This is a genomic window from Flavobacterium sp. GW821-FHT12A05 (assembly GCF_058807735.1).
This window is the reverse complement of record NZ_JBXAQY010000007.1, coordinates 286,931-312,993: the sequence shown is the minus strand read 5'-3', so window position 1 is coordinate 312,993 and position 26,063 is coordinate 286,931. Positions and strand designations below refer to the sequence as shown.

Genomic DNA, 26,063 nt, shown 5'->3' with positions numbered 1-26,063 from the left:
CAATTTTATAATTGATTGTTTTTTCTAAAATTTTTATTTCGATTTAAATTAAAATCTTGTCAGATTGATAAAAATGAATCCTTATAAATCAGAATCAAAAAAAAATAGCCTTAATATTTTGCTAAAATAGAAAAAAAGTTTTACACTTGTAGTCAAAATCACCATAAGATAAGTTCAATACGACTATAAGTTTTAAGAAGAACCATTTTATGCTTTATAAAATCAACCATACCTGCTTATAAATATTGTGTGATTTGACTGAAAACCAATTCTCTATGGAGCTTAAACTTTAATCAATATAACCGTAACTAACTTAATTTAACCAACTCTTATTTATTATGAAAAGCAAAGATTGTATTCAAACAACCGTGTTCTCGTTTTGTACGACGCTGTTGTTTAGCTTATTTATGATACAGTCGGGTTTTGCTCAGGCACAATCCCGATCTGTAAGTGGAAATGTAACATCCGCCGTTGACGGAATGGGAATTCCCGGAGCGACTGTTGCAGTAGAAGGAACCAAAATTGGTGCAGCCACTGATTTTGATGGGAATTATAAAATAGAAGCAAAAACAGGCGATGTACTTGTGTTTTCTTTTATTGGATTTAAAGCTCAAAAAATAACTGTAGGAACTCAAAAAACAATAAATGTTACTTTACAGGAAGAAACATCAGAACTTAAAGAAGTTGTAGTTATTGGATATGGCTCTCAAAAGAAAACATTAGTAACCAATGCCGTTAGTCAGGTAAGCGGTGAAAGTCTTGTAAAAACCAATACTACAAATGCGCTTCAGGCATTACAGGGACAAGCGGCCGGACTTCAAATTACCTCTACTTCGGGACAGCCGGGAGAAAGCTTAAATGTGGTTATTAGAGGTGTAGGTTCTACGGCAGGAAGTAATCCGCTTTATGTAGTTGACGGAATTCTAACGGGAGACATCTCTTATTTAAATAACTCAGATATCGAATCTATTTCTGTTTTAAAAGATGCTGCTTCTGCCGCAATTTACGGTTCGCAGGCATCAAACGGAGTGGTTTTGGTAACAACTAAAAAAGGAAAACGCGGTGCAACCGGGCAAATAACATTCGACCAATACTATGGCGTACAATCGGTAGCCAGAAAAGTAGACTTGCTGGATGCCAGAGAATATGCAACCATATTGAATGAAGCAGCAGTAAACTCGGGTAAAAATCCATATTTTACTAATGCTCAAATTGCAGGATTAGGTTCTGGAACAAACTGGATGGACAAAATGTTTACCGAAAATGCAGCAACAAAAAACTACTCTTTTGGTGCATCCGGCGGTTCAGATACTTCGGTTTATTCTACTTCATTATCTTATTTAGGACAAGAAGGTGTAGTAGGCGGCAAAGATTTGTCGAACTACGAGCGCTATAATTTCAGATTCAACTCAGAACATAAATTATACAAAGACGTCCTTACGATAGGAGAGAATTTGAGCTTCGCTTATATCGATAAAAACGGAATTGGTGTTGGAAATCAATACAACAACTCTTTAAGAAGCGCTTTTCAGGTTACGCCATTACTGCCAATGTATGATGCAAACGGAAATTACTTTGATACTTCTGCAAGCACTGAGCCTTGGTTAACCGGAGTTGCAAATCCGTATGCTTTAATGACCTACAATAATCAGAATGAAAGCAACAGCCAAAAACTATTAGGAAACGTTTACCTTCAAATTCAGCCTTTCAAAAATCTGACTTTTAGAACCACTTTGGGATTGGATTACAATGTAAACGAAGGACATTCTTATTCACCTGTTTATAGATTATCGATTTATGCTAACAGCGCTTTTGATAGAGTAAATCAAAACATGAACAAAAGCAAAAGCATCAACTGGGATAATTTGCTGACTTATAAATTTGATGTGGCCGAAAATCATCATTTTGAAGCCATGGCAGGAACCTCTTTTATTAATTATGATATCACTTCTATAGAAGCGGCCAATGCAGATTCTGTTTTTAACGACTTGGAACATGCCTGGATAGATAACACGACAAACAAAGATGGCGCGAGAATGACCATGAAAGGAAGTAAGTTCGAGAATAAATTGATGTCTTACTTTGGAAGATTGAACTACAATTACAAAGAAACTTATTTACTAAATGCCACTCTTAGAGCCGATGGTTCCTCAAAATTTGCTCCGGGAAATCAATGGGGATATTTCCCGTCAGTTTCCGGAGGATGGGTTGTTTCAAATGAAAATTTCCTAAAAGATTCACGTGCGATAAACTTCCTTAAGCTTAGAGCAAGCTGGGGTCAGGTTGGTAACCAAAGTATCAGGTCGTTTCAATATTTAGCCTTGGTAAAATCAAACAATACCAATTATATTTTTGGTGATAAAGAAGGCGTTCTTACACCGGGAAGTTACCTTGAAAATATAGCAAACCCTGATTTGAAATGGGAAATTTCAGAACAAATTGACCTTGGTTTAGATGCCCGATTTTTAAATAATGCATTGAGTGTCAATTTTGATGTTTACAAAAAGACAAACAAAGACTGGTTGATTTTAGCTCCAATCTTAGCAACTGCCGGTGCCAATCCGCCTTATATGAATGGGGGTGACGTAGTTAATAAAGGAGTAGAGTTAAGTTTAAATTATCAAAATAAAATTGGAGATTTTAATTACAGCATAAGCGCAAACGGAGCTTACAATAAAAATACAGTAGGACAAATACCAACTTCAGACGGTATTATTCATGGATTAAGTAATGAACTTTATGACAATGCCGGTGAATTTTACAGAGCGCAGAACGGATATCCGTTAGGATATTTCTGGGGATACAAAACAGGAGGCGTTTTTCAAAATCAAGCACAAATTGACAATTACAAATCTCCAGGTGGCGTAGTGTTACAGCCAAATGCAGCTCCCGGCGATATTATCTATGTAAATACAAATGGAGATGATAAAATAGATGCGACAGATAAAACCAGTATTGGGAATCCAAACCCTGATTTTACTTATGGTTTTGCTTTATCTGCGAGTTACAAAGCTTTCGATTTTTCGCTTAATGCAAATGGTGTTGCAGGAAATCAAATTGTACAATCGTACAGAAACCAAGCTGGGGCTTATGGCAATTATACTTCGGCAATATTAAGCCGCTGGCATGGCGAAGGTTCTTCTAACACAATGCCTAGAGTGACTGAGGACAATCGAAACTTTGCACAATTTTCAGATCTATATGTTCAGGATGGTGATTTCTTGAGAATCAATACCGTAACATTAGGATTCGATTTAGCAAAAATGAAACAGTCAAAACCATTTTTTGCAAGTCAGTTTAGAGTGTATTTCTCTGTATTAAACCTTTACACTTTTACGAAATACGACGGAATGGATCCTGAAATAGGATTTGGATCTTCAAATGACGACCAAAAGTTTTCATCAGGGGTTGATGTGGGGTATTATCCAAGACCAAGAACATTCATGCTGGGTCTAAATGTTAAACTTTAATACATAAAAAAATGAAAAATACTTATTTATATATTTTCTGTTTGAGTTTATTTTCTCTGGGTTCTTGCAGTTTAGAAACAGAACCGCTGACACAGCAGACAGATACGAATTTTTATAAAACTAAAGACGATGCTTATGCAGCATTAGTAGGCTGCTATGACGGAATGCAGGTGGCAACAGGAGCTGCTGGTTTAGGCGTTCCGGTAATCAGCGAAGTTATGTCTGATGATTGTTTTGGCGGAACAGGTAATTCTGACGGATACAATTACGCAGCCATTGATGAGTTTGATATCAAACGTTCACCATCAGATGTTGATATGCTAAACGGTAACTGGATTGCCTACTACAAAGCACTTTATCGCTGTAATGTGCTCCTTACTAAAATGGATCAAATCGAGTGGGACGGAGATACCGCTTTAAGAAACACTTACGAATCTGAAACAAGATTTATTAGAGCTTATTTGTATTTTGAAATGGTTCGTTTATGGGGAAACATACCTTTATTGACCGCACCTTCTACCGAAAATATTCCTCAGGCAGCGCCCGAAGAAGTGTACAAAGTAATAGCGCAAGATTTAGTTTTTGCTTCAAACAATCTGCCGTCAACAGCATACAATGCAACAACAAGCGGACGCATTACAAAATGGGCAGCAAAATCTTTGCTGGGACGTGTTTTCTTGTATTACACAGGATATTACGGAAAAACTGATTTAGCCGGAGTAGTGACAAAAGCACAGGCTTTGGCACATTTAGAAGATGTGGTAGCCTCAAGCGGACACGGATTAGTAGAGGACTTTTCGACTCTTTGGCCTGCAGCTTCTGTAGATAAATACGCAGGAGAAAGTAATAAAGAAATTGTTTTCTCTATAAAATATACCTACACAAGCGATTATAACGGAAATACCGATGGTAATCATTGGCTGGTCATGTTTGGTATGAGAGAGTTTTCATCTTACCCATACGGGCGAGGCTGGGGAATTACAGTAAATTCTAAATTATGGAATGCGTATGCGGCTAATGATACAAGACGCGTTGCAACCGTTATAGGAATTACAGAAGAAAAAATCCCATTTGATAAATTAAACAACCAAAGAGAATATACCGGTTACTACAACAAAAAATATTCTCCAATGGTAGACAAAGACGGAAAAGATCTGCCGCTAACTATGGGAAGCCAGTTTTGGGATATCAGCCAGTTTCAGGATTATGTGGTGTTAAGATATGCTGATGTATTATTAATGGCTGCTGAATTAGGAAGCGGAAGCGCACAGGATTATTTTGATAGAGTTAGAAAAAGAGCCTATAAAACAGCTTTTACTTCTCTGCCGGTAAATTATGATAATATCATGACCGAAAGACATTTAGAATTTGCGCTCGAGGGTGTGAGATATTGGGATTTACTGCGTCAGGGAATTGGAAAAGCATCTACAAGTATTGCCGAAACGACGACTTTACTTAACGGAGGAGCCCAAACGACCAAAACGATTTCTGCAGTAAACATCCAGAATACAAAAGGATTACAGCAAATTCCAAACACGCAGATCACCTTATCTAATGGAGTTTTAAAACAAAATGCCGGTTGGTAATTTTAACTAAAAAAGAAAGAAATGAAAAATATAAAACTAGTAATCACAACATTTTTGATGCTGGCCATGCTGGTATCATCTTGTTCGCCTGATAGTTATTCTCTTGACGGTGCGATGGATAAATCAGATATACATTTTGAAATTACTCAGGATTTAGCAGTAGATCCAGGCGGCAATACCGTCATCTTAAAAAATACAACTCCCGGAGTAATATTAAATTGGGATTACGTTACAGGAAAATCAGATAAGGCGGTACAAACCGTAAAATATGCCTTTAAAGGAAATTACACTATAAAAATCGCAGCAGTTACCAGTGGCGGCATTGTTCAGCTGGACCCTGTAACTATTACTGTAAGTCAGGATAATTTAAATTATGTTAATGATCCGCTTTGGACCGCTTTATCCGGAGGAGTAGGAAAACAAAAAGTATGGATTGCCGATAATGGAAAATACGGTTTAGCAATGGGGGCTATGTCTTATGCAGACCCTAGTACTACAGTAGAATGGGGCAATTTTACACCAAACTGGGAGCCGGAAGGAAATGCAAATTCAAGCTCAGATGCCGATATGCACTGGGGAAGAACCATGACTTTCAGCCTTGAAGGCGGGCCATTTATGACAGTTCGTGAAAAAGATGGAACAGTAAAAGAAAATGGTACTTATTTCTTAGATATCAATACGCATACTTTAACCACAATTGGAGCTACGATTTTAAGACCAGACAATTACATAGCAAACGCAAGTAACTGGAACAACAATATCAAGATTTTAAAACTTACTGAAAACCAGTTAAGGATTGCGATCATGAGAACCAATAGCGAAGGACCATGGTGGTATATCTGGAATTTTGTCTCAAAAGAATATGCAGATAGTTATGTGCCGCCTGTTACGGGACCAACTTACGACGAAGGCTTCAATCCAACTTTTGCTTCAGGCGAATTATTAAAAATGATTACCGGAGGCGTTGGTGCAGGAAGAGTTTGGAGTTTAGACGGAAAAGGAAATCCGGTTGACTGGTTAGGAAAAGGAAAAGGATGGACTGTCAACGCAACAAGTTCATACAATTGGGGATGGAATGACGACTGGGCAGACGCTGCAGGTAATTCTTGGATTCGTTTCGATCAATTTGGAGGAAAACTGAATTACACCCGAAGCCAAAATGGAGTCGTAACCACAGGATTATTTACTATAGACGAAGCAAAAAATGAAATTAATTTAGGAAGTAATACCCTTATCCAAAATTCGACAAGCTGGATGAATCCAACAACCAATGTTATTAAAGTCGTAAAAGCTTACAATACTGATTTCCTTCAAAAAGGTATTTGGTTTGGAACTTCTTATGATGCCGGTAAAGACGAATGGTTTGTATTCCACTATATAATTCCATAAAATGAAATAAATTTTGGTTAACTAATAACTTGGAGGCAGGATTAAAACTGCTTCCGGGTTATTTAAAATTTAGAACACTATGTTGCAGTTTACCTCATATAAAAAACTAGGATTACTCTTTGCAGGCTTTCTTTTATTGGCAGCATGTACAACATCAAACAATCAAAAATTTGAGAATCGCAAAGTTTCTTTCAATTCAGATTGGAGTTTTCATTTAAACGACAGCATAATCGACAAAGACACCATTGGAGCTACAACAAAATGGAGAACTCTTGACGTGCCTCACGATTGGAGCATTGAAGGAAAATTTGACGAAAAAAGTCCAGCAGGATATGGAGGAGGAGCTTTAAATGGAGGTTTAGGCTGGTATAAAAAAACATTCAAAGTCGCTGCAGAAGACAGTACAAAAATAACTGTAATTACTTTCGACGGCGTTTACAAAAACAGCGAAGTCTGGGTAAACGGACATTATTTAGGAAAACGTCCAAACGGATATATTGGTTTTCAATATGAAATTTCACCGTACTTAAATTACGGAGACAAAAACAACGAAATCATTGTAAAGGTTGACAATTCAAAACAACCTAATTCACGCTGGTATTCGGGTTCAGGAATTTTTAGAAATGTCTGGATCGAAACGACAGACAAACTTCATGTTGGCCAATGGGGAACGTATATTACGACTCCAAAAGTTACAGTCGAAAAAGCTTCGGTTAATTTTGAAACTACCATCAAAAATCAATATGCGGAAGAAAAGAAAGCAACAATAACCATCACTATTTTTAAAGAAGATACCAAAGTAACATCGGTTACTCAAAATATAACAATTGGTGCCAATGCCAATCAAACCTTAAAACAATCGACAGAAGTTGGAACACCGATTTTATGGTCGGTTGAAAAACCAGAACTGTATACAGCCGTTACCGAAATTTCGCTTGACGATAAAATTGTAGATGAATACAAAACCAATTTCGGAATCAGAGATTTTAAATTCGATTTGAACAAAGGTTTTATTTTGAATGGAAAACAGGTCAAAATAAAAGGAGTTTGTTTGCATCACGATTTAGGTCCGTTGGGTGCTGCAATTAATACGCGCGCGATTGAACGCCAATTGGAAATCATGAAAGAAATGGGCGTAAACGGAATCAGAACTTCACACAATCCACCCGCTCCGGAACTTTTGGATCTTTGCGATAAAATGGGTTTCATTGTCATGGACGAAGCTTTCGATATGTGGAAACAAACCAAAACCAAATACGATTATGGAAACGATTGGGACAAATGGCACAAGAAAGATCTAATCGATCAGTTACTTCGTGACCGAAATCATCCAAGTATTTTTGTTTGGAGTATCGGAAACGAAATCCCAGAACAATGGAATGAAAAAGGTGTAGAAATTGCCAAAGAATTAGCCGCAATTACGCGTCAATATGATAAAACACGTCCGTTGACTGCAGGAATGAATCCGCCAGTAAATATGAATATTGATGCGGTAACTTTACAATTTGAGAAAAAAGACGTATCAATTAATCCACTTGCAGGATCAGGAATTTTAGATTTAATCGGATACAATTATGCGCATCAAACGTATGAACATCATCTAAAAAACTTCCCCAATACCCCTTTCATAGCAACTGAAACTACTTCAGGTTTACAGACAAGAGGCTATTACGATGCCGTTTCAGACACCATCAAAAAATGGCCGGTAAGATGGGATCTTAAATTTACCGAAGGAAATCCAGGCAATACCGTTTCAGCTTACGATCAGGTACAAACGCCTTGGGGATCAACGCACGAAGCGACTTGGAAAGTCATTAAAAAACACGATTTCCTTTCCGGAATGTACATCTGGACAGGTTTCGATTATATCGGAGAACCAACGCCTTACGAATGGCCGTCGATTAGTTCGTATTTCGGAATTGTAGATTTAGCCGGTTTCCCAAAAGACGTTTATTATATGTACCAAAGCGAATGGACAGACAAAACGGTTCTTCACATTTTTCCGCATTGGAACTGGAAATCCGGACAAACCGTTGATGTTTGGGCGTACTATAATAAAGCTGATGAGGTGGAGCTCTTCGTAAACGGAAAATCAGTTGGAAAAAGAAGTAAAAAAGGAGACGATTTGCACGTAATGTGGCGAATTCCTTTTGAAGCCGGAACACTAAAAGCCGTTTCTCGTAAAAACGGAAAAGTAGTTTTAGAAAAAGAAATTAAAACAGCTGGAAATCCTTCTCAATTAAAATTAACTGCGGACAGAAGTACAATTAAAGCCGACAAAAACGATTTATCATTTATCACAGTTGATATTTTAGATGATAAAGGAACGATTGCACCAAATGCGAATAACGAAATTAATTTCTCTTTAAAAGGAAATGGAAAAATCGTTGGGGTTTGCAGCGGAGATCCTGTAAGTCATGAATCGTACAAAGGAAATAAACACACGGCTTTGGCTGGAAAATGTCTAGTAATAGTTCAGTCTGGAGATAAATCAGGAAGATTGGAATTAACCGCAAAAGCAAACGGATTAAAACAATCGACAATTGTTATTACAACAGAATAAGAAGTCTAAGGCCTATCCTAACAGGTTTCCAAAACCTGTTAGGTATCAATAGATTTTTGAGGTATTAAAATATTTTTATTAAAGTATTAAAATAAAATACCTAACAGGTTTCCAAAACCTGTTAGGATAACTAACATCTAGATTATTAATCAATGAAAAACTCAAAACTAACCGCATTATTTTCTGCTCTTATGTTTGGATTGTTAGCAGTTCCAAATGCTAATGCGCAAATTCAAAATGCAGACGTACTGAATGCACCAATAGATATCAGTAAAGATTTTCAGAACTACCTGAACACTTTTTATTTCGCAGACGAATTGGCTTCTTTTGATCCTGCAACCGGAAAAGGAACCATCAAATATTTGAGATACAATTACAAAACACGTCAGGCTTTTAACAACATGATGATGAAACCAGATGCCGAAAAACCAAACGAATTTCCCACAACAGAATACGCAGAATCTCCTGTTTTGCCATTCGAAATTCAGTTTGTTTCAGATCGAACGGTTAGAATCAAAACCACTTCGGGACCGCAATTTCATCCACAGGCAGCGTCATTAATGCTGGTTGATGGCGTTCCCCCAAATCATCCTGAATTATGGAAATATGCTAAAATTGAAGGCGGTCACAGTTATACAAGCAGACACGGAAAAGTTGAAATTTTGACAAAACCCTGGCACGTAAAAATCTACGATGAAAAAGGAAAATTGCTGACAAGCACACTTCACGATACCGATTTTAAAAACACATACACACCGACACTTCCGTTTTCTTACGTTCGCCGAAACAGCGATTATTCAAGAAGTATGGGTGCGGCTTTCAGTTTAGAACCAGACGAAAAAATATTTGGATGCGGTGAATCATTCACACAATTCAATAAACGCGGACAAAAAGTAGTTTTATGGACGGATGACGCCAACGGAATCCAAAATGAAACCATGTACAAACCGATTCCGTTTTACATGAGCAGCCGTGGTTATGGCGTTTTCATGCACCATTCAACACCAATTACAGTGGACTTTGGAAAGTATTTTGGAAGTGCCAACGAAATGTATATTGGAGATGATGAAGCCGATTTGTTTTTCTTCATCGGAGAACCAAAAGATATTTTAGATCAATACACCAATTTGACTGGAAAAGCTGCCATGCCGCCACTTTGGTCTTTTGGTTTCTGGATGAGCCGAATCACGTATTTTTCAGAAAAAGAAGGAAGAGATGTTGCCAGAGATTTGCGTAAATACAAAATCCCAACCGATGTAATTCACTTTGATACAGGCTGGTTTGATGTTGATTGGAGAAACAACTACGAGTTTGCAAAATCTCGTTTCCCAGATGCCACAAAAATGATGTCTGATTTAAAGAAAGACGGTTTCCAGGTTTGTCTTTGGCAATTGCCTTATTTCACACCAAAGAATACCTTGTTTCCTGAAATTATGGATAAAAACTTAGCAGTAAGAGACCGTAAAGGAAATCTTCCGTATGAAGATGCTGTTTTAGATTTCTCAAACCCGGAAACGGTAACTTGGTACCAAGGTAAATTGAAAAAATTATTCGATGAAGGCGTTGCAGTTTTCAAAGTAGATTTTGGAGAAGCGGCTCCGCCAGACGGAATTTATCATTCTGGAAGAACGGGTTTTTATGAGCACAATTTATATCCGTTGCGATATAATAAGGCTGTCGCCGAAATTACGCAAAAAGAAAAAGGGTATACTTTAATTTGGGCGAGAAGTACTTGGGCAGGATCACAGCGTTATCCATTACATTGGGGCGGAGATTCTGAAACTACTAACGGCGCAATGTCGGCAGAGTTACGCGGCGGACTTTCATTAGGACTAAGCGGATTCAGTTTCTGGAGCCACGACGTTGGAGGATTTGCAACCAAATCTCCTGAGAATATTTACAGAAGATGGACACCATTCGGGATGTTGACTTCGCACGTAAGAAGCCACGGAGAACCGCCTCGCGAACCTTGGTTGTACAGCAAAGATTTCTTAGAAGGATTTAGAAAAGCCGATAATATGCGTTACGAATTGATGCCTTATATCTACGCTCAGGCAAAAGAAAGTTCACAAAAAGGCTTGCCAATGATGCGCGCTCTTTTTGTAGAATATCCAAATGATCCCGGAGCTTGGTTAGTAGATAATCAATATTTATTTGGTTCAAGTATGTTGGTCGCACCGCTTTTTGAAGAAGTTGAAGAAAGAGACGTTTATCTTCCGGAAGGAACTTGGATCGATTACCAAACTAAAAAAGTATACCAATCCGGCTGGCATAAAATTAAAGCCGGCGAAATTCCAATTATAGTTTTAGTAAAAGATGGAACGGCGATTCCGCACATTGGTTTAGCGCAGTCTACAAAAGATATGGATTGGAGCAAATTGACTTTAAAAGTTTATGCCAGCGAAAAAACAACAATGGCGACAGCCAAAGTATTTTTACCAGAAGGCGATGCAGTACAAGAAATAAAAGTAACCAAAAATGGAAACAATTTTGAAGTAGCAGCAAACCCGTTAAACGGAAAAACCACTTTTAAAACAGAGTGGGTAAAATAAAGATAAAATACCACAGATTACACAGATTAAAAGGATTAAAAATTTAGAATTAAAAATTAAAAATCTGCTTAAATCTGTGAGATCTGCGTGAAAAAATAAACACACAGAATTTAAAAATCATTTTAATCTGTGACCAAAAAAATAATCCCAACCAGGATAAAAATAAGTTTTTGTTGAGTTTCTAAATCGGGTGAAAGCCTTGCCAACACCCGATTTATTAAAATATGAATTAAGAAAAATATCATGAAAAAACACCTAATTCTTCCCGCTTTATTACTTTCAGTTTCGATTGGCTACAGTCAGAAAGCAAAAAACGCTTACGAACTCGCATCGCCAAACGGACAAAATAAAATCAAATTTGAGCTGGTAAAAAATGCTCCGAAATATGCCGTTTCCCACGGAAAAACCGAAATTATTTCTCCATCAGATTTAGGATTTCTATTAAAAGGAAATGAAGATTTCAGTTCTAATTTCGAAATAAAAAATGTCAAAAATTCCACTTTTGACGAAACCTGGGAACAAGTTTGGGGAGAAAAGAAAAACATCAGAAATCATTACAATCAGCTTTCGGTTGAATTACAGCAAAAAAACGGAAACAAGCGCAAACTTGAAATTCAATTCAGGGCTTTCGATGATGGAGTTGCATTTCGATATGTTTATCCCAAGCAAAATGTAAAAGACAGTATTTTCATTATGGATGAAAAAACGACTTTCAACTTAAAAGAAGATGGAAAAGCGTGGTGGATTCCGGCCAACAGAGAAAACCGTGATGAATATTTGTTTAAAGATGCTCAGGTAAGCACGCTTGATACGGTTTTAACACCGCTGACAATCGAAAGCAAAAACGGATTAGCGCTGAGTTTTCACGAAGCCAATCTAATTGACTTTGCCAGTATGACTTTGGTCAATACAACCGGAACCCAATTAAAATCGGATTTGGTGCCGTGGTCAGACGGTGTAAAAGTTCGTGTAAAAGACACCTTCACTTCTTCTTGGAGAACTATTCAAATAGGTGAAAAACCAACAGATTTAATTACCTCCTATCTAATTTTAAACCTGAACGAACCAGACAAATTAAAAAACACCGCGAGCTATTTTAAACCATATAAATATTTAGGAATTTGGTGGGGAATGCACATCGGGAAATATACTTTCTGGGAAAGTGACAAACAAGGCGCGACCACAAAACACGCCGAAGAATATATTGATTTCACGGCAAAAGAAGGTTTTCATCATTTATTAATTGAAGGATGGAACAAAGGCTGGACACCGGGCTGGTATGAAAACCGAATGCACATGTTTAGTTTTACCAAAAACGCAGACAATTTCGACTTAGAAAAAGTAGTCGAATACGGAAAGAAAAAAAATATCGAATTAATTGGCTATCATGAAACAGGCTCGAACCTTATTAATTACTTAAAACAAGTTGATGAAGGTTTTGCTTTGTACAAAAAACTCGGAATTCATACCGTAAAAATTGGCCATGTAGGTTCTAAATTAAACATGAAAGAAATGCACTTTGGGCAGTTTGGAGTAAATTATTTCAGATACATTTTAGAAAAAGCAGCGCAGTACGATTTAGCCGTTTTGTATCATGAATCGATAAAAGATACCGGAGAACGCAGAACTTTTCCAAACATGGTTTCGAGAGAAGCAGCGCGCGGACAAGAATATAATGCGTGGAGCGAAGGAAATCCGCCGAACCATTTAAGCATTATTCCGTTTACAAGATTACTTTCGGGACCAATGGATTTTACGCCTGGAATTTTTGATGTTGAGGTAAAACAAGGTTATCCGGGAAAAAGAATTCAGGGAACAGTAGGACAGCAATTAGCAATTTATATCACGACATATTCTCCAATTCAAATGCTTGCCGATCTTCCGGAAAATTACGAAGGAAAACCAGCCCTTCAATTCTTAAAAGATGTGCCTACAGATTGGGAAGATACAAAAGTTTTAAACGGAGAAATTGGCCAATACATTACCACAGTCCGTAAAGACAGAAACAGTGCCGATTGGTTTCTAGGAAGCATTACAAATGAAAACCCAAGAGAGCTTGAAATTTCACTTTCTTTCTTAGATTCCAATGCAAATTACGAAGCTCAGATTTATGCCGATGCTGAAAAAACTGATCAAAAACACAACCCGGAAGCCGTTACAATTTCAAAGAAAATAGTAAAAGCTTCAGAATCACTAAAGTTACGTTTAGGGGGCGCAGGAGGCACAGCAATTCGGTTTAAAAAAATATAATTATTTTAGATTTTCAAATTAATCTAAAAACATAACTATCAAAAACTAAAAACCACAATCAATGAAAAACAAATTTATATACTTCTCGGCAGCGCTGACGCTTATGTTTTTTGTTTCGTGTAAAAATGAAGCACAAAATTCAGGTTCTGAAACCGTTCAGAAAGAATATCAGGGAAAAGAAATCGGATCAGAACACGATGCCGAAATAGATAAATTAGTTTCTCAAATGACTCTTGAGGAAAAAATTGGAATGCTGCACGGAAACAGTATGTTTACCAGTGGCGGCGTAAAACGTCTTGGAATTCCGGAATTAAAAATGGCCGACGGACCGCTTGGAGTTCGCGAAGAAATATCGCGAGACAGCTGGGCTCCAGCTGGTTTAACCAATGATTTTGCAACATATTATCCGGCTGGAGGCGCTTTGGCCGCAACTTGGAATGCCGAAATGGCGTATACTTTCGGGAACAGTGTTGGGCAGGAATTACGTGCCAGAGATAAAGACATGCTGCTTTCTCCGGCAATTAATATGGTAAGATCACCGCTTGGAGGAAGAACGTATGAATACATGTCTGAAGATCCGTTTTTAAACAAAAAAATCGCTGTGCCGTTAATTGTTGGTTTACAAGACAATGATGTTATGGCATGCGTAAAACACTTCGCAGCAAACAATCAGGAAACCAATCGTGATTTTGTCGACGTGCAAATTGATGAGCGTACACTTCGCGAAATTTATCTACCGGCATTTGAAGCAGCAGTGAAAGAAGGTCATGCGTATGCCATAATGGGCGCTTACAATAAATTTAGAGGAGAATATTTATGCGAAAACGATTATATGCTCAATAAAATCCTTCGTGACGAATGGGGATTTAAAGGCGTTGTAGTTTCAGATTGGGCTGCGGTGCATTCAACAGTAAAAACACTTCAAAACGGATTGGATATTGAAATGGGAACGCCAAAACCTTTCAACGAATTTTTCCTTGCCGATAAATTAATCGCGGCCGCTAAAAACAAAGAAATTTCAGAAGCCGAAATCGATAAACATGTAAAAAGAATTCTGCGTGTCTTATTTCAGGTAAAAGCAATGGGAGGAAAAGACCGAGTGAAAGGAAGTATTTCTACCGAAGCACATTATCAGGATGCTTATAAAATCGCCTCAGAAGCAGTGGTTTTATTAAAAAATGACAACAATGCCCTGCCTTTAAAATTAGACGGAGTAAAATCAATCGCGGTAATTGGGAACAATGCAACAAAGAAAAATGCTTTAGGCGGATTTGGTGCCGGAGTAAAAACAAAAAGAGAAATTACACCGCTTGAAGGTTTAAAAAACAGATTGCCATCCAACATAAAAATTAATTATGCCGAAGGATATTTAGAAAGATATGATGAAAAGAATAAAGGAAATTTAGGAAATATTACTTCAAACGGCCCTGTTACAATCGATCAGTTAGACCCTGCAAAAGTTCAGGAAGCAGTTGAAGCGGCTAAAAAATCAGATGTTGCCATCATTTTTGCGGGTTCAAACCGTGATTACGAAACCGAAGCATCAGATCGTAGAAACCTGAAATTACCATTTGGACAAGAAGAATTGATTCAGAAAGTGTTAGCCGTAAATCCAAAAACAATTGTAGTAATGGTGGCCGGAGCACCTTTTGATATTGATGCCGTAAGCCAAAAAACGTCAGCTTTGGTTTGGACATGGTTTAATGGTTCTGAAGGAGGAAATGCTTTAGCCGATGTATTATTAGGAAAAGTAAATCCGTCAGGAAAATTACCTTGGACAATGCCTAAAAAACTTAACGATTCGCCTGCACATGCAACAAACAGTTTCCCGGGCGGTAAAACAGTAAATTACGCCGAAGGAATTTTGATTGGATACCGCTGGTTTGATACTAAAAACGTTGCACCATTATATCCTTTTGGATATGGATTGTCATATACCACTTTTGCTTTTGGAAACGCAAAAACAGATAAAACTTCTTATGCTCAAAATGAAACCATTTCAGTTTCTGTTGAAGTAAAAAACACAGGAAAAGTAGACGGGAAAGAAGTAGTTCAGTTGTATGCTGCTAAATCAGATTCAAAAGTAACCCGTGCAGCTCAGGAATTAAAAGGATTCAAAAAAGTATTCGTAAAAGCAGGAAGTTCGGAAACTGTAACCATTCAAATTCCGGTAAAAGAGCTTGCTTATTATGATGTTGCTGCCAAAAAATGGACAGTTGAACCGGGAAAATATACTTTAAACATAGGAAATTCTTCAAGAGATTTAAAATTCAAACTTGACTTAACAATTAAATAAAATGGAAAAGATAATCAAAGGTTACCTATTAAGTTTTCTTCTGTGTTTTTCTTTTTTAAGTATTTGGGCATGCAGTTCAGACAAAGACGAAGAAAAAGCCACAGCAGAAAAAACGCTTACGGTTGATACAAACAAAATTGATTTTACTAGTAAAGGAAATGATGTCAATATAAAAGTGAGTACAACGGCAAATGCCTGGACAATAAGCAGTGCAAATACGAGCTGGATTCAATTGAGCCAGACATCTGGAGTTACCGGATCTGTTTTAGTTAAAATTACAGCTTTAGAAAACACGACAAAAGAGGTCAGAACAGCTGTAGTAACGGTAATTTCTGCTGAGGCTGGAGCAGTTCAGATTTCAGTTTCACAAGCTGCAGGATCTGCCGTTACAGGTTTGTATCCGAGTTACAATACAAATCCAATCGCAGCCGATCAAACAGGAATGTCAAGTACCGCTGTGCAATTAGCAGCAAAAATAAAATTAGGCTGGAATATTGGCAATACGATGGAAGCTACAGGCGGAGAAACCGCATGGGGGAATCCAAAAGTGACAAAAGCCCTGATCGATGCCGTAAAAGCAAATGGGTTTAATGCAATTCGTATTCCTTGTTCATGGAACCAGAATCTGGCGAATGCTTCAACAGCACAAATTCAAACTGCGTGGCTGAACCGGGTTAAAGAAGTCGTGCAGTATTGTGTAGATAATGATATGTATGTTTTGGTGAATATTCACTGGGACGGAGGCTGGCTGGAAAATAATATCAGCGAAGCCAAAAAAGCAGAAACCATTGCCAAGCAAAAAGCTTTTTGGGAACAAATTGCCACACATTTACGTGGATTCGACGAACATCTACTTTTTGCCAGCGCCAATGAACCCGATGTTGACGAAGCAGGACAAATGGCTGTTTTAACATCGTATCATCAAACTTTTATTGATGCCGTTCGCTCTACAGGAGGAAAAAATGCATATCGTACTTTAGTGGTTCAGGGACCAACAACCGATATTGAAAAAACAAATAAATGGATGACCGTTTTGCCAACCGATACAGCTGCAAACCGAATGATGGTGGAGGTTCATTATTACACACCATGGAATTTTGCAGGTTTAACCAAAGATGAATCCTGGGGTAAAATGTTCTATTACTGGGGTTCAGGATATCATTCAGCTACCGATACAGAACGTAATGCTAACTGGGGAGAAGAAGCAGATTTAGAGAAAAACTTCAAATTAATGAAAACCCAATTCGTCGATAAAGGAATTCCGGTTTTATTAGGAGAATTTGGGGCAATACGCAGAACAAGTTTAACTGGCGATGCTTTAACTTTACATTTGGCTTCGAGAGCCTATTATTTAAAAACGGTTGTAAAAACAGCAAGAGCAAACGGGTTATTGCCTTTTTATTGGGATGAAGGAAGCACGGGAGATAATAGTTTTGGAATTTTTAAAAGAAGCGACAATACCGTTTTTGATACTCAGGCTTTAACAGCTTTAAAAGAAGGATTACAATAAGAATACCTTATTTAAACATATAAGTGATATAAGTAAATGTAAATTCATGATTTGAAAAACTTAAAATATCTTATATCACCTATATGGTTTAAACAATTTTAAATTGCGAGATATGAAAAAATTTTCAATGGTTATTTTGTTGATATTTAGTTTGTTTGCTAATGCTAATGTCAAAATGCCTTTATTGTTTTCTGATGGAATGGTGCTGCAAAGAAACAAACCAATACCAGTTTGGGGTTTTGCTGATGCGAATGAAAAAATAGAAATCCATTTTAAACAGCAGATTCAAAAAATAACAGCCGATAAAAACGGAAAATGGACGCTTAATTTAAAAGCAGAAAAAGCCGGCGGCCCTTTTGAGTTAATCATCATCGGGAAAAATAAAATCAGCATCAAAAATGTTTTGGTTGGAGAAGTCTGGATTTGCAGCGGACAATCGAATATGGAATTTCAGGTTTTTAAAACCAAAAATGCCAAAGAAGAAATTGCAGATTCCAATTATCCTATGATTCGTCATTTTGGAGTTGCACAAGATCTAAGCGGAAAACCAAAAGACGATTTAAAAGCCGGAAAATGGGAAGTTTCCAGCAAAGAAACCGTTGGTAATTTTACAGCAGTGGGATATTATTTTGCCAAAAAAATATATGCAGAATTAAAAATCCCAATCGGAATTATCAATACTTCTTGGGGAGGCACCAATGTAGAAACCTGGACAAGCCGCGAAGCTTTTCAAAACAGTCCCGATTTTAAAGCCATGATCGCCGATGTTCCAACGCTTAATATCGATTCGATTTCAAAATTGTACGCCAGGCAAATGAAAGAAAGAGTCGAAAGAATTCAGGGAACTCCGGTAAGTTTAGAAAACGAAAATACATTCAAAGAACTAACTTTCAACGATACATCTTGGGGAGAACTTTATACTCCAAGTTTATGGGAAAACCAGCCTTTGGGAGATTTAGACGGTGTAGTTTGGATGCGAAAAACAATTACACTTTCAGCAGAAGATATTAAAAACAAAGCAACGCTAAGTCTTGCCAAAATCGACGATGAAGATATTACCTACGTTAACGGAATAGAAGTAGGCAAAAACTCCCAATATGATCTGAAACGTGTTTACGAAATACCAGCAAATATTTTAAAAGAAGGAAAAAACGTCATTGCCGTTCGAATCGTTGACAACAGCGGAGGCGGCGGTATCTATGGCGAAGCAGCTGATTTAAAATTATCATTAGGAAATAAAAACATACCGCTGGATGGAAATTGGAAATTTAAAGTTGTTGTGGTAAAAACATCATTATCGCCAAACAGCTATCCGTCATTATTGTATAATGCCATGGTAAATCCGCTGGTTCCTTATGGCATACAGGGCGTTTTATGGTATCAGGGAGAAGCTAATGTTTGGAGAGCAAAAGAATATAAAAAATCATTTCCGTTATTGATTCAGGATTGGCGAACCAAATTTAAGCAGGGAGATTTTCCTTTTTACTTCGTTCAATTATCCACTTTCAATGAGCAAAATGGCAACAGTAAAGTGGGCAGCCGTTGGGCAGAACTTCGTGAAGCACAATCTGAAACCTTAAAAGTGCCTAATACCGGAATGGCCGTTACCACAGATATTGGGAATGCAAAAGACATTCACCCAACAAATAAACAAGACGTTGGATTGCGTTTGGCAGCAATTGCACTCAATAATATTTATGGTAAAAAACAGGTTTACAGCGGCCCAGTTTACAAATCGCAGGAAATAAAAGGAAACGAAATCATTTTGACTTTCGACAGCATCGGCAGCGGATTATCAACGCCGAATAACGATGAAGTAAAAGGTTTCGAAATAGCAGGCGTGGACAAAGTTTTTCATTCCGCGAAAGCGATAATTAAAGACAACAAAATAATAGTTTCGAGCGATCAGGTTCAAAATCCCGCTGCGGTTCATTACGGCTGGGCCGATGACGATTCAGAAATCAATCTTTTTAATAAAGAAAAATTTCCTGCATCGCCTTTCAGAACTGATAATTGGGAAATGATTACGGCAAATGAAAAATATAAGGTTAGTAAATAGTAATTAGTCCTTAGTAATTAGTCGTTAGTGATTAGTGAAAAGTTTTTTCTTTAATTACATTTGAAAAACATTAAAACGAACTAAAAAATGTTTCATCGGAACAATTCATCGGTACATCATGAAAAAAACATTTCTCATTTTACTTCTCACATTTTATTATATAAACATTTCGGCACAATCGAAACATGTTTTGTGGTACAAACAACCCGCAGATTTTTTTGAGGAAAGTTTAGTTTTAGGAAACGGAAAAATGGGCGCAACCGTTTTTGGAGGAGCAAATTCAGATAAAATTTATTTGAATGATATTACGCTTTGGTCCGGAGAACCTGTAAATGCCAATATGAATCCCGAAGCGTACAAAAATATTCCAGCCATTCGCGAAGCTTTAAAAAATGAAAACTACAAACTGGCCGAAGAATTAAATAAAAAAGTAGAAGGCAAAAATTCCGAATCTTATGCGCCGTTGGGAACATTAGAAATTAACAATACTCAAAAAGGAAAAGCCGTCAATTACCATCGGGAACTGGATATTTCGAACGCCATATCAAAAGTAAGTTACGAAATAGCCGGAATAAAATATACCCGCGAATATTTTGTTTCGGCTCCGGATCAAATCATGATTATCAAATTGACAGCAGATGATAAAGGCGCTTTAAACTTTGATATTAACTTAAAAAGTCTTTTAAAATCTAATATCGAAGTGCGAAATAATATCTTAATCATGACAGGTTCTGCGCCAATTCATGAAAATCCCGGATATACGGTTTTGCCAAAATACCTTGACATAAAAGAAAGAGGAACAAGATTTACTACTTTAGTTCAAATTAAAAAAACGGACGGAAAAATTACAAGTTCGAGAGAAATCTTAAGTTTAAGAGACGCAACCGAAGCGGTTATTTATGTGTCTGCCGCTACAAGTTTTAACGGTTTTGATAAAAATCCTGCAACAGAAGGTGTAGACGATGTAGCAATTGCGGCACAAAATCTAAATAAAGCTTTTGCAAAACCATTTGATAAACTAAAAGAATCTCATATTGCCGATTATCAAAAATTCTTCAATCGGGTTAATTTAGATTTAGGTAAAACTACAGCGCCAGATTTGCCAACTGATGAACGTTTACTGCGATATTCAGAAGGTAAAGAAGATAAAAACCTTGAAATTCTTTATTTCAATTACGGACGTTATCTGCTTATAAGTTCTTCGAGAACTTTGGGTGTTCCGGCCAATTTGCAAGGAATTTGGAACCCGTATTTAAATCCGCCTTGGAGCAGTAATTATACCATGAATATTAATTTGGAGGAAAATTACTGGCTGGCAGAAAACACCAATCTTTCAGAAATGCATTTACCGCTTTTAAGTTTTATTAAAAACCTTTCGGTAACAGGAAAAGTAACGGCTAAAACTTTTTATGGCGTGAATGAAGGCTGGGCTTCGGCACACAATTCAGATATTTGGGCCATGACCAATCCGGTTGGAAATTTTGGAAACGATGATCCAAGCTGGGCTTGCTGGCCATTATCCGGCGCTTGGCTGAGCACGCATATTTGGGAACATTATATTTTCACCCAAGATAAAAACTATTTAAAAACAGAAGGATATCCGATAATGAAAGGCGCTTCGCAATTCTTTTTAGGATGGCTGGTAACCGATAAAAACGGAAATTTAATTACGTCGCCTTCAACTTCTCCCGAAAATAAGTACATAACGCCAGACGGATTTATTGGCGCAACGATGTATGGAGGAACTGCCGATTTAGCGATGATTAGGGAATGTTTTGATAAAACAATAAAAGCTTCAGAAGTTTTAAATATTGATGCCAGCTTCAGAGCAAAATTAGAAACTGCGCTGTCCAAATTACATCCGTATCAAATCGGGAAAAAAGGAAATCTGCAGGAATGGTATTTTGACTGGGAAGATGAAGAACCTAAACACCGTCATCAATCACAGTTATTCGGACTTTTTCCAGGCGATCAAATTACGCCTTTAAAAACACCGGATTTAGCCGAAGCGGCAAAGAAAACACTAGAAATAAAAGGCGATGAAACCACAGGCTGGTCAAAAGGATGGAGAATTAATCTTTGGGCAAGACTTTGGGATGGAAATCGTGCTTATAAAATGTTCCGTGAATTACTTCGTTATGTTGATCCGGACGGAAAGAAAACCGATAAACCAAGAAGAGGAGGAGGAACATACCCGAATTTATTCGATGCACATCCGCCATTTCAAATTGATGGTAATTTTGGAGGAGCTGCAGCTGTTGCCGAAATGCTGGTACAGTCAGACGAGAAAGAAATCAGATTACTGCCTGCTTTACCAGATGCATGGGAAGAAGGTTCTGTAAGCGGTATTTGTGCAAGCGGCGGGTTTGAAATTGAAATGATGTGGAATAATAAAAAGCCTCAAAAAGTAATTATTTCTTCTAAGAATGGAGGAAAAACAACTTTGATTTTCGGCGATAAAAAACAAGATATTGTTCTAAAAAAAGGAGAAAAATTAGAGGTGAAATTCTAAAAGTTGTTTTGAAAACAAATGTCATAAGCGTAGTCGAGGGCTTATTTGATGTGAAAGGCTTCGACTTCGCTCAGCCTGACAATAATGTAATAAACCCGACAGGTTTTCAAAACCTGTCGGGTTTGTTTGTAAGGACAAGCTTCGTAGAAGCGAAATATCTATAGAAAAGAATGACAGTTACAATATAAAGCTCCAGCGGAGCGACATAAGAATCTGTGCAAAATGAAATATTTCGCCTCGCTGAGGCTCTTATGCATTGACACGATAAATTTCTATAAATATTTCGTCCCTCTGGAACTTATTCTTTTGCCGTTTCCTCTTTTTCTTCAGATTTATGAGATTGTGTTTCTTTAAATTCCTCGTACCATTTCTCGATTGACGGATAAACAAAGGCAGCGACTTTTTTCACCGGATTATAAAAAATCGATTTGTCTAAAGTTTCTTTTTTGGCAAAAGTATTATTGAAGTTGATTTTCTCGAACAAAGCGATAAAAATACTTAGAATGAGAATTGTTTTTAGAACTCTAAAAAAACCTCCGCCTAATTTATTTGCCCATCCTAAGAAAGCAAAATCGGCAATTCCGGTAAGGATTTTAGCTAAGAAATAAACCCCAATTACGACTAAAATAAAAGTCAGTATAAAAGCAGTAATTTGTATAGTATTTGGATTCCAGGAAACATGTTTGCTAATCATTTCTTTCATTATCGAAGAAAATTTTATGGCAAGATAAATTCCCAATAACAAAGAGATAAAAGAAGCAACTTCTACAAAAAGGCCATTTTTAATTCCTTTATATAAACTAAAAATTAAAAGTGCGGCAACGATAATGTCAAAAAAACTCATGTTTCTGTATTTTAAATAAAGGGGCAAATATAGATTTTTTTTAGGTTCATAGCCCACAGATTATAGGGATTTAACGGATTAACGCAGATTAAAATTATTTGATTTATAGCTTAAAGTTTTCGTGATTTATCATAAAAGATTAAAATAATGAAATCCATGTTAATCAGTTAAATCCGCGTCATCAGCGTGCCATTTTACGCACTATAAAAACGGAAGTTTTCGTTTTTTAAGGTCTTTGGGTTTGAAGTCCGTATCTTTGCAAGCTAAATTTTACGTTTTTTGAATTTATAATTCACAATTCATAATTTATAATTATAAAAAATGTCTAGAGATACACAACTAAAAGAGCGTTGGGAAGCGCTTGTCGATATACTGTCAAATCAATTTTCGCAAGGCGAAGATTTAGATTTAGATGCTATAATTTACCTAATTGGAGTTCAGGAACTCGGAAAAGTGCACCGCGAATTCAAAAAAGACGAAAAACTAAACCTGATGCATATTGCAATTTGCAGATTGCTTGAACCATACGGATTTTATGAGTTTGAATTTTTTGATGATGAAGGCTGGCCACATTACAAAGTAAAAGAACAATTACCTCCTTTAAAAGCGGGAGAACAGTCGGTTTTAATGAAAGAAGCAATTGTGAATTACTTTTTAGAAAGAAAACTTATTGAGTAGTTTTTTTAGTTTTCAGTTTTCAGTCGCAGTTTACAGTGATGTTACTGAAATCTGTGACTGAATACTGCGACCGAGAACTGCGACTGAAAACTGAAAACTAAAAAAATGTGTAGATACGCCATGACATCCTATAAGCCTCATTATGCTTGTTTTAATTGTCGGAAGACATTTAAGAGAAGACTAAAAGGGGATATTAAAAAAGGAGAAGAATCAACTTATGAAGCCAAATGTCCGGAATGCGGCGAATTAATGGCCAATATGGGACTCGATTTTGAATCGCCAAAGAAAGACGATATCAAAAAATGGGAACATATTGAAAGCCTGTATTCTGTTGGAATTACATTTCATTCCTGCGGTTGCAGTGGGCCGGGTTATATTCCAAATTCAAAAGAAAAATTAATTGAATATTTTGAGAAGCTGAAAGAAGGGTATTTTAAAAATCTTGATTTTTGGCGAACCAGAATTGAACCAACAAACAATATCGAAAGAGATAAAGATTGGAATAAAAACTGGGCAAAACTGGGCAGTATAGTATCAAAACAGAGAAAAGAAATTGTTAAAAATCAGGAAGGCATAGATCATTGGCTTACAAAAGTCAGAGAAATTGAACGTAAAATTGCGCTTATTAAGTAATTGAAAAATTCCTGCGATTCTGTAAATACAGTTGCAAAATTCTTAAAACTGCTGCTGTGACTGCACACTTTAAACTAAAAACACTAAATTTGTAATTCAATTATTGAAGGAAAATGATAGACAAGATAAAACAACACATAGAGGAAGCCAAAGCCTTTAATGATAAAAACAAAGAATCTTTAGAACAATTCCGCATTAAATATTTAGGTAGTAAAGGGTTATTAAAAGAGCTTTTTACTGAGTTTAAAAATATTCCGAACGACCAAAAAAAGGATTTCGGACAAGTTATAAATACTTTAAAAGCGGTTGCTGAAGAGAAAGTAAGAGTTATTCAGGAAGAGCTTGAAAGCAAAGAAGAGAAAAAAGGAGTTTTTGGCGATTTAACACGTGCTGCAGAACCAGTAATTATTGGTTCTCGTCATCCAATTTCAATCGTTAAAAATCAAATTATAGATATTTTTGCTAACATCGGATTCAACGTTTCTGAAGGACCGGAAATCGAAGACGACTGGCATAACTTTACGGCATTAAACTTACCTGAATATCATCCGGCACGTGATATGCAGGATACATTTTTCATCCAGACAAACCCGGATGTGTTATTGCGTACGCATACATCATCTGTTCAGGTGCGTTATATGGAAAATCACAAACCGCCAATTCGTACTATTTCTCCGGGACGTGTTTTCCGTAACGAAGCGATTTCATCTCGTTCTCACTGTATTTTCCACCAAGTTGAAGGATTGTACATTGATAAAGATGTTTCTTTTGCCGATTTGAAGCAGACTTTGCTTTATTTCACTAAAGAAATGTTCGGGAAATCTAAGATTCGTTTACGCCCGTCATACTTTCCGTTTACAGAACCAAGTGCCGAAATTGATATCTATTGGGGTTTAAAAACCGAAACGGATTATCGTATCACAAAAGGAACAGGCTGGTTAGAAATTGGAGGATGCGGAATGGTAGATCCAAACGTTTTGAAAAACTGCGATATCAATCCAGACGAATACAATGGTTTTGCTTTTGGAATGGGAGTAGAGCGTATTGCCATGCTTTTATACCAAATTGGTGATATCCGTATGTTCTATGAGAATGATGTTCGTTTCTTAGAGCAGTTCAAAGCAAATATTTAAAAAAAGTTATATAGTAAATAGTGATTAGTAAAGAGTTTTCTTTCTAATCACTATTTACTTTTTACTATTCACTAAATAAAAATGAAAAAAGATATAACAATTCCAGAAGTAGAAAACGTATTTCTTGCAGCAGTGCAGGAATGGAGCGACGATTTTATGGAAAAAGTATGGTACGCTTACTTGGTAAACGACAGCGATTTTAACCTAGACAGCGTAATGGTGGTTTCAAAAGCATTTGGAACAATTGACGGCGAAATGAAAAAAACTTCAGTTTTGCGCCACGCTTTTGTTGAGGTTCCTGCGGTTTCTGTAGTGAAGATAGAAATGGTCGAGAAGAGCCTTTTAGCACTTAATAACGAATTCATGGTAACTTTCTTTATTGGAAATACTTTATACGACAAAAAGTTTATTTTCAAATCTAACCTTATTAATGAAAATGATACTGAAGAAGTGCCAATTTTATTTGTTGAAGGGATTATGGTGAAGTAGTGTTCAGTTTTCAGTTTTCAGTGGCAGTCTCAGTATTCAGTCACAGTGCGTGAAAGTATAAAAAAGTCTAAAATTTTATTTTAGACTTTTTTATTGTGA

Annotated in this window: 15 protein-coding genes; 14 read left to right on the top strand and 1 reads right to left on the bottom strand. The window is 36.9% G+C overall.

Annotated elements, in window-relative coordinates; translation table 11 throughout:
* Positions 1-338 precede the first annotated feature (338 nt).
* The 10 genes from AC1RRQ_RS17850 to AC1RRQ_RS17805 all read left to right on the top strand — a co-directional run bounded on the left by AC1RRQ_RS17850 (position 339) and on the right by AC1RRQ_RS17805 (position 22,187).
* A complete protein-coding gene (locus tag AC1RRQ_RS17850; RefSeq protein ID WP_493024375.1) occupies positions 339-3,470 on the top strand; it encodes a SusC/RagA family TonB-linked outer membrane protein in 3,132 nt (1,043 codons plus the stop codon).
* An 11-nt stretch (positions 3,471-3,481) separates the two neighbouring features.
* Positions 3,482-5,056, top strand: coding sequence for a RagB/SusD family nutrient uptake outer membrane protein (locus AC1RRQ_RS17845; RefSeq protein WP_493024374.1), 1,575 nt, complete (start codon positions 3,482-3,484; stop codon positions 5,054-5,056).
* A 21-nt stretch (positions 5,057-5,077) separates the two neighbouring features.
* Complete coding sequence (locus tag AC1RRQ_RS17840; protein WP_493024373.1) at positions 5,078-6,445, top strand: hypothetical protein; 1,368 nt, start codon at positions 5,078-5,080, stop codon at positions 6,443-6,445.
* 79 nt (positions 6,446-6,524) lie between these two features.
* Complete coding sequence (locus AC1RRQ_RS17835) at positions 6,525-9,008, top strand: glycoside hydrolase family 2 TIM barrel-domain containing protein (RefSeq protein ID WP_493024372.1); 2,484 nt, start codon at positions 6,525-6,527, stop codon at positions 9,006-9,008.
* A 152-nt stretch (positions 9,009-9,160) separates the two neighbouring features.
* Complete coding sequence (locus tag AC1RRQ_RS17830; protein ID WP_493024371.1) at positions 9,161-11,560, top strand: glycoside hydrolase family 31 protein; 2,400 nt, start codon at positions 9,161-9,163, stop codon at positions 11,558-11,560.
* Positions 11,561-11,803: 243 nt separating this feature from the next.
* A complete protein-coding gene (locus AC1RRQ_RS17825) occupies positions 11,804-13,810 on the top strand; it encodes a glycoside hydrolase family 97 protein (protein ID WP_493024370.1) in 2,007 nt (668 codons plus the stop codon).
* A 61-nt stretch (positions 13,811-13,871) separates the two neighbouring features.
* Positions 13,872-16,106, top strand: coding sequence for a glycoside hydrolase family 3 C-terminal domain-containing protein (locus AC1RRQ_RS17820; protein WP_493024369.1), 2,235 nt, complete (start codon positions 13,872-13,874; stop codon positions 16,104-16,106).
* Position 16,107: 1 nt separating this feature from the next.
* Positions 16,108-17,616, top strand: a complete 1,509-nt coding sequence (locus AC1RRQ_RS17815) for a cellulase family glycosylhydrolase (RefSeq protein ID WP_493024368.1) — start codon at positions 16,108-16,110, stop codon at positions 17,614-17,616.
* Between the two features lie 112 nt (positions 17,617-17,728).
* Positions 17,729-19,675, top strand: coding sequence for a sialate O-acetylesterase (locus tag AC1RRQ_RS17810; protein WP_493024367.1), 1,947 nt, complete (start codon positions 17,729-17,731; stop codon positions 19,673-19,675).
* Positions 19,676-19,793: 118 nt separating this feature from the next.
* Positions 19,794-22,187: a glycoside hydrolase family 95 protein gene (locus AC1RRQ_RS17805; protein WP_493024366.1), complete on the top strand. Its 2,394-nt coding sequence runs from the start codon at positions 19,794-19,796 to the stop codon at positions 22,185-22,187.
* A 298-nt stretch (positions 22,188-22,485) separates the two neighbouring features.
* On the opposite strand, the gene AC1RRQ_RS17800 is transcribed toward AC1RRQ_RS17805, so the two are convergent.
* Positions 22,486-23,031 carry a CvpA family protein gene (locus AC1RRQ_RS17800; protein ID WP_493024365.1) on the bottom strand — a complete coding sequence of 182 codons (546 nt, stop codon included), beginning with the start codon at positions 23,029-23,031 and terminating at the stop codon, positions 22,486-22,488.
* A gap of 321 nt (positions 23,032-23,352) precedes the next feature.
* Between AC1RRQ_RS17800 and AC1RRQ_RS17795 the strand changes: the two genes are divergently transcribed.
* The 4 genes from AC1RRQ_RS17795 (at position 23,353) to AC1RRQ_RS17780 (ending at position 25,964) form a co-directional block, all read left to right on the top strand.
* Positions 23,353-23,709: a hypothetical protein gene (locus AC1RRQ_RS17795; RefSeq protein ID WP_071635526.1), complete on the top strand. Its 357-nt coding sequence runs from the start codon at positions 23,353-23,355 to the stop codon at positions 23,707-23,709.
* Between the two features lie 105 nt (positions 23,710-23,814).
* A complete protein-coding gene (locus AC1RRQ_RS17790) occupies positions 23,815-24,342 on the top strand; it encodes a hypothetical protein (protein WP_493024364.1) in 528 nt (175 codons plus the stop codon).
* 113 nt (positions 24,343-24,455) lie between these two features.
* Positions 24,456-25,475 carry a phenylalanine--tRNA ligase subunit alpha gene (pheS, locus tag AC1RRQ_RS17785; RefSeq protein WP_071635524.1) on the top strand — a complete coding sequence of 340 codons (1,020 nt, stop codon included), beginning with the start codon at positions 24,456-24,458 and terminating at the stop codon, positions 25,473-25,475.
* Positions 25,476-25,556: 81 nt separating this feature from the next.
* On the top strand, positions 25,557-25,964 hold the full coding sequence (locus tag AC1RRQ_RS17780) for a hypothetical protein (protein ID WP_099709883.1): 408 nt from the start codon (positions 25,557-25,559) through the stop codon (positions 25,962-25,964).
* Positions 25,965-26,063: the final 99 nt, after the last annotated feature.

Bases quoted from the DNA above. Each gene is read 5' to 3' on its own strand.
- AC1RRQ_RS17820 (WP_493024369.1), top strand. From the start codon at position 13,872: ATGAAAAACAAATTTATATACTTCTCGGCAGCGCTGACGCTTATGTTT.
- AC1RRQ_RS17810 (WP_493024367.1), top strand. From the start codon at position 17,729: ATGAAAAAATTTTCAATGGTTATTTTGTTGATATTTAGTTTGTTTGCT.
- AC1RRQ_RS17825 (WP_493024370.1), top strand. From the start codon at position 11,804: ATGAAAAAACACCTAATTCTTCCCGCTTTATTACTTTCAGTTTCGATT.
- AC1RRQ_RS17850 (WP_493024375.1), top strand. From the start codon at position 339: ATGAAAAGCAAAGATTGTATTCAAACAACCGTGTTCTCGTTTTGTACG.
- AC1RRQ_RS17800 (WP_493024365.1), bottom strand. From the start codon at position 23,031: ATGAGTTTTTTTGACATTATCGTTGCCGCACTTTTAATTTTTAGTTTA.
- AC1RRQ_RS17790 (WP_493024364.1), top strand. From the start codon at position 23,815: ATGTGTAGATACGCCATGACATCCTATAAGCCTCATTATGCTTGTTTT.
- AC1RRQ_RS17780 (WP_099709883.1), top strand. From the start codon at position 25,557: ATGAAAAAAGATATAACAATTCCAGAAGTAGAAAACGTATTTCTTGCA.
- AC1RRQ_RS17845 (WP_493024374.1), top strand. From the start codon at position 3,482: ATGAAAAATACTTATTTATATATTTTCTGTTTGAGTTTATTTTCTCTG.
- AC1RRQ_RS17795 (WP_071635526.1), top strand. From the start codon at position 23,353: ATGTCTAGAGATACACAACTAAAAGAGCGTTGGGAAGCGCTTGTCGAT.
- pheS (WP_071635524.1), top strand. From the start codon at position 24,456: ATGATAGACAAGATAAAACAACACATAGAGGAAGCCAAAGCCTTTAAT.
- AC1RRQ_RS17830 (WP_493024371.1), top strand. From the start codon at position 9,161: ATGAAAAACTCAAAACTAACCGCATTATTTTCTGCTCTTATGTTTGGA.
- AC1RRQ_RS17805 (WP_493024366.1), top strand. From the start codon at position 19,794: ATGAAAAAAACATTTCTCATTTTACTTCTCACATTTTATTATATAAAC.
- AC1RRQ_RS17815 (WP_493024368.1), top strand. From the start codon at position 16,108: ATGGAAAAGATAATCAAAGGTTACCTATTAAGTTTTCTTCTGTGTTTT.
- AC1RRQ_RS17835 (WP_493024372.1), top strand. From the start codon at position 6,525: ATGTTGCAGTTTACCTCATATAAAAAACTAGGATTACTCTTTGCAGGC.
- AC1RRQ_RS17840 (WP_493024373.1), top strand. From the start codon at position 5,078: ATGAAAAATATAAAACTAGTAATCACAACATTTTTGATGCTGGCCATG.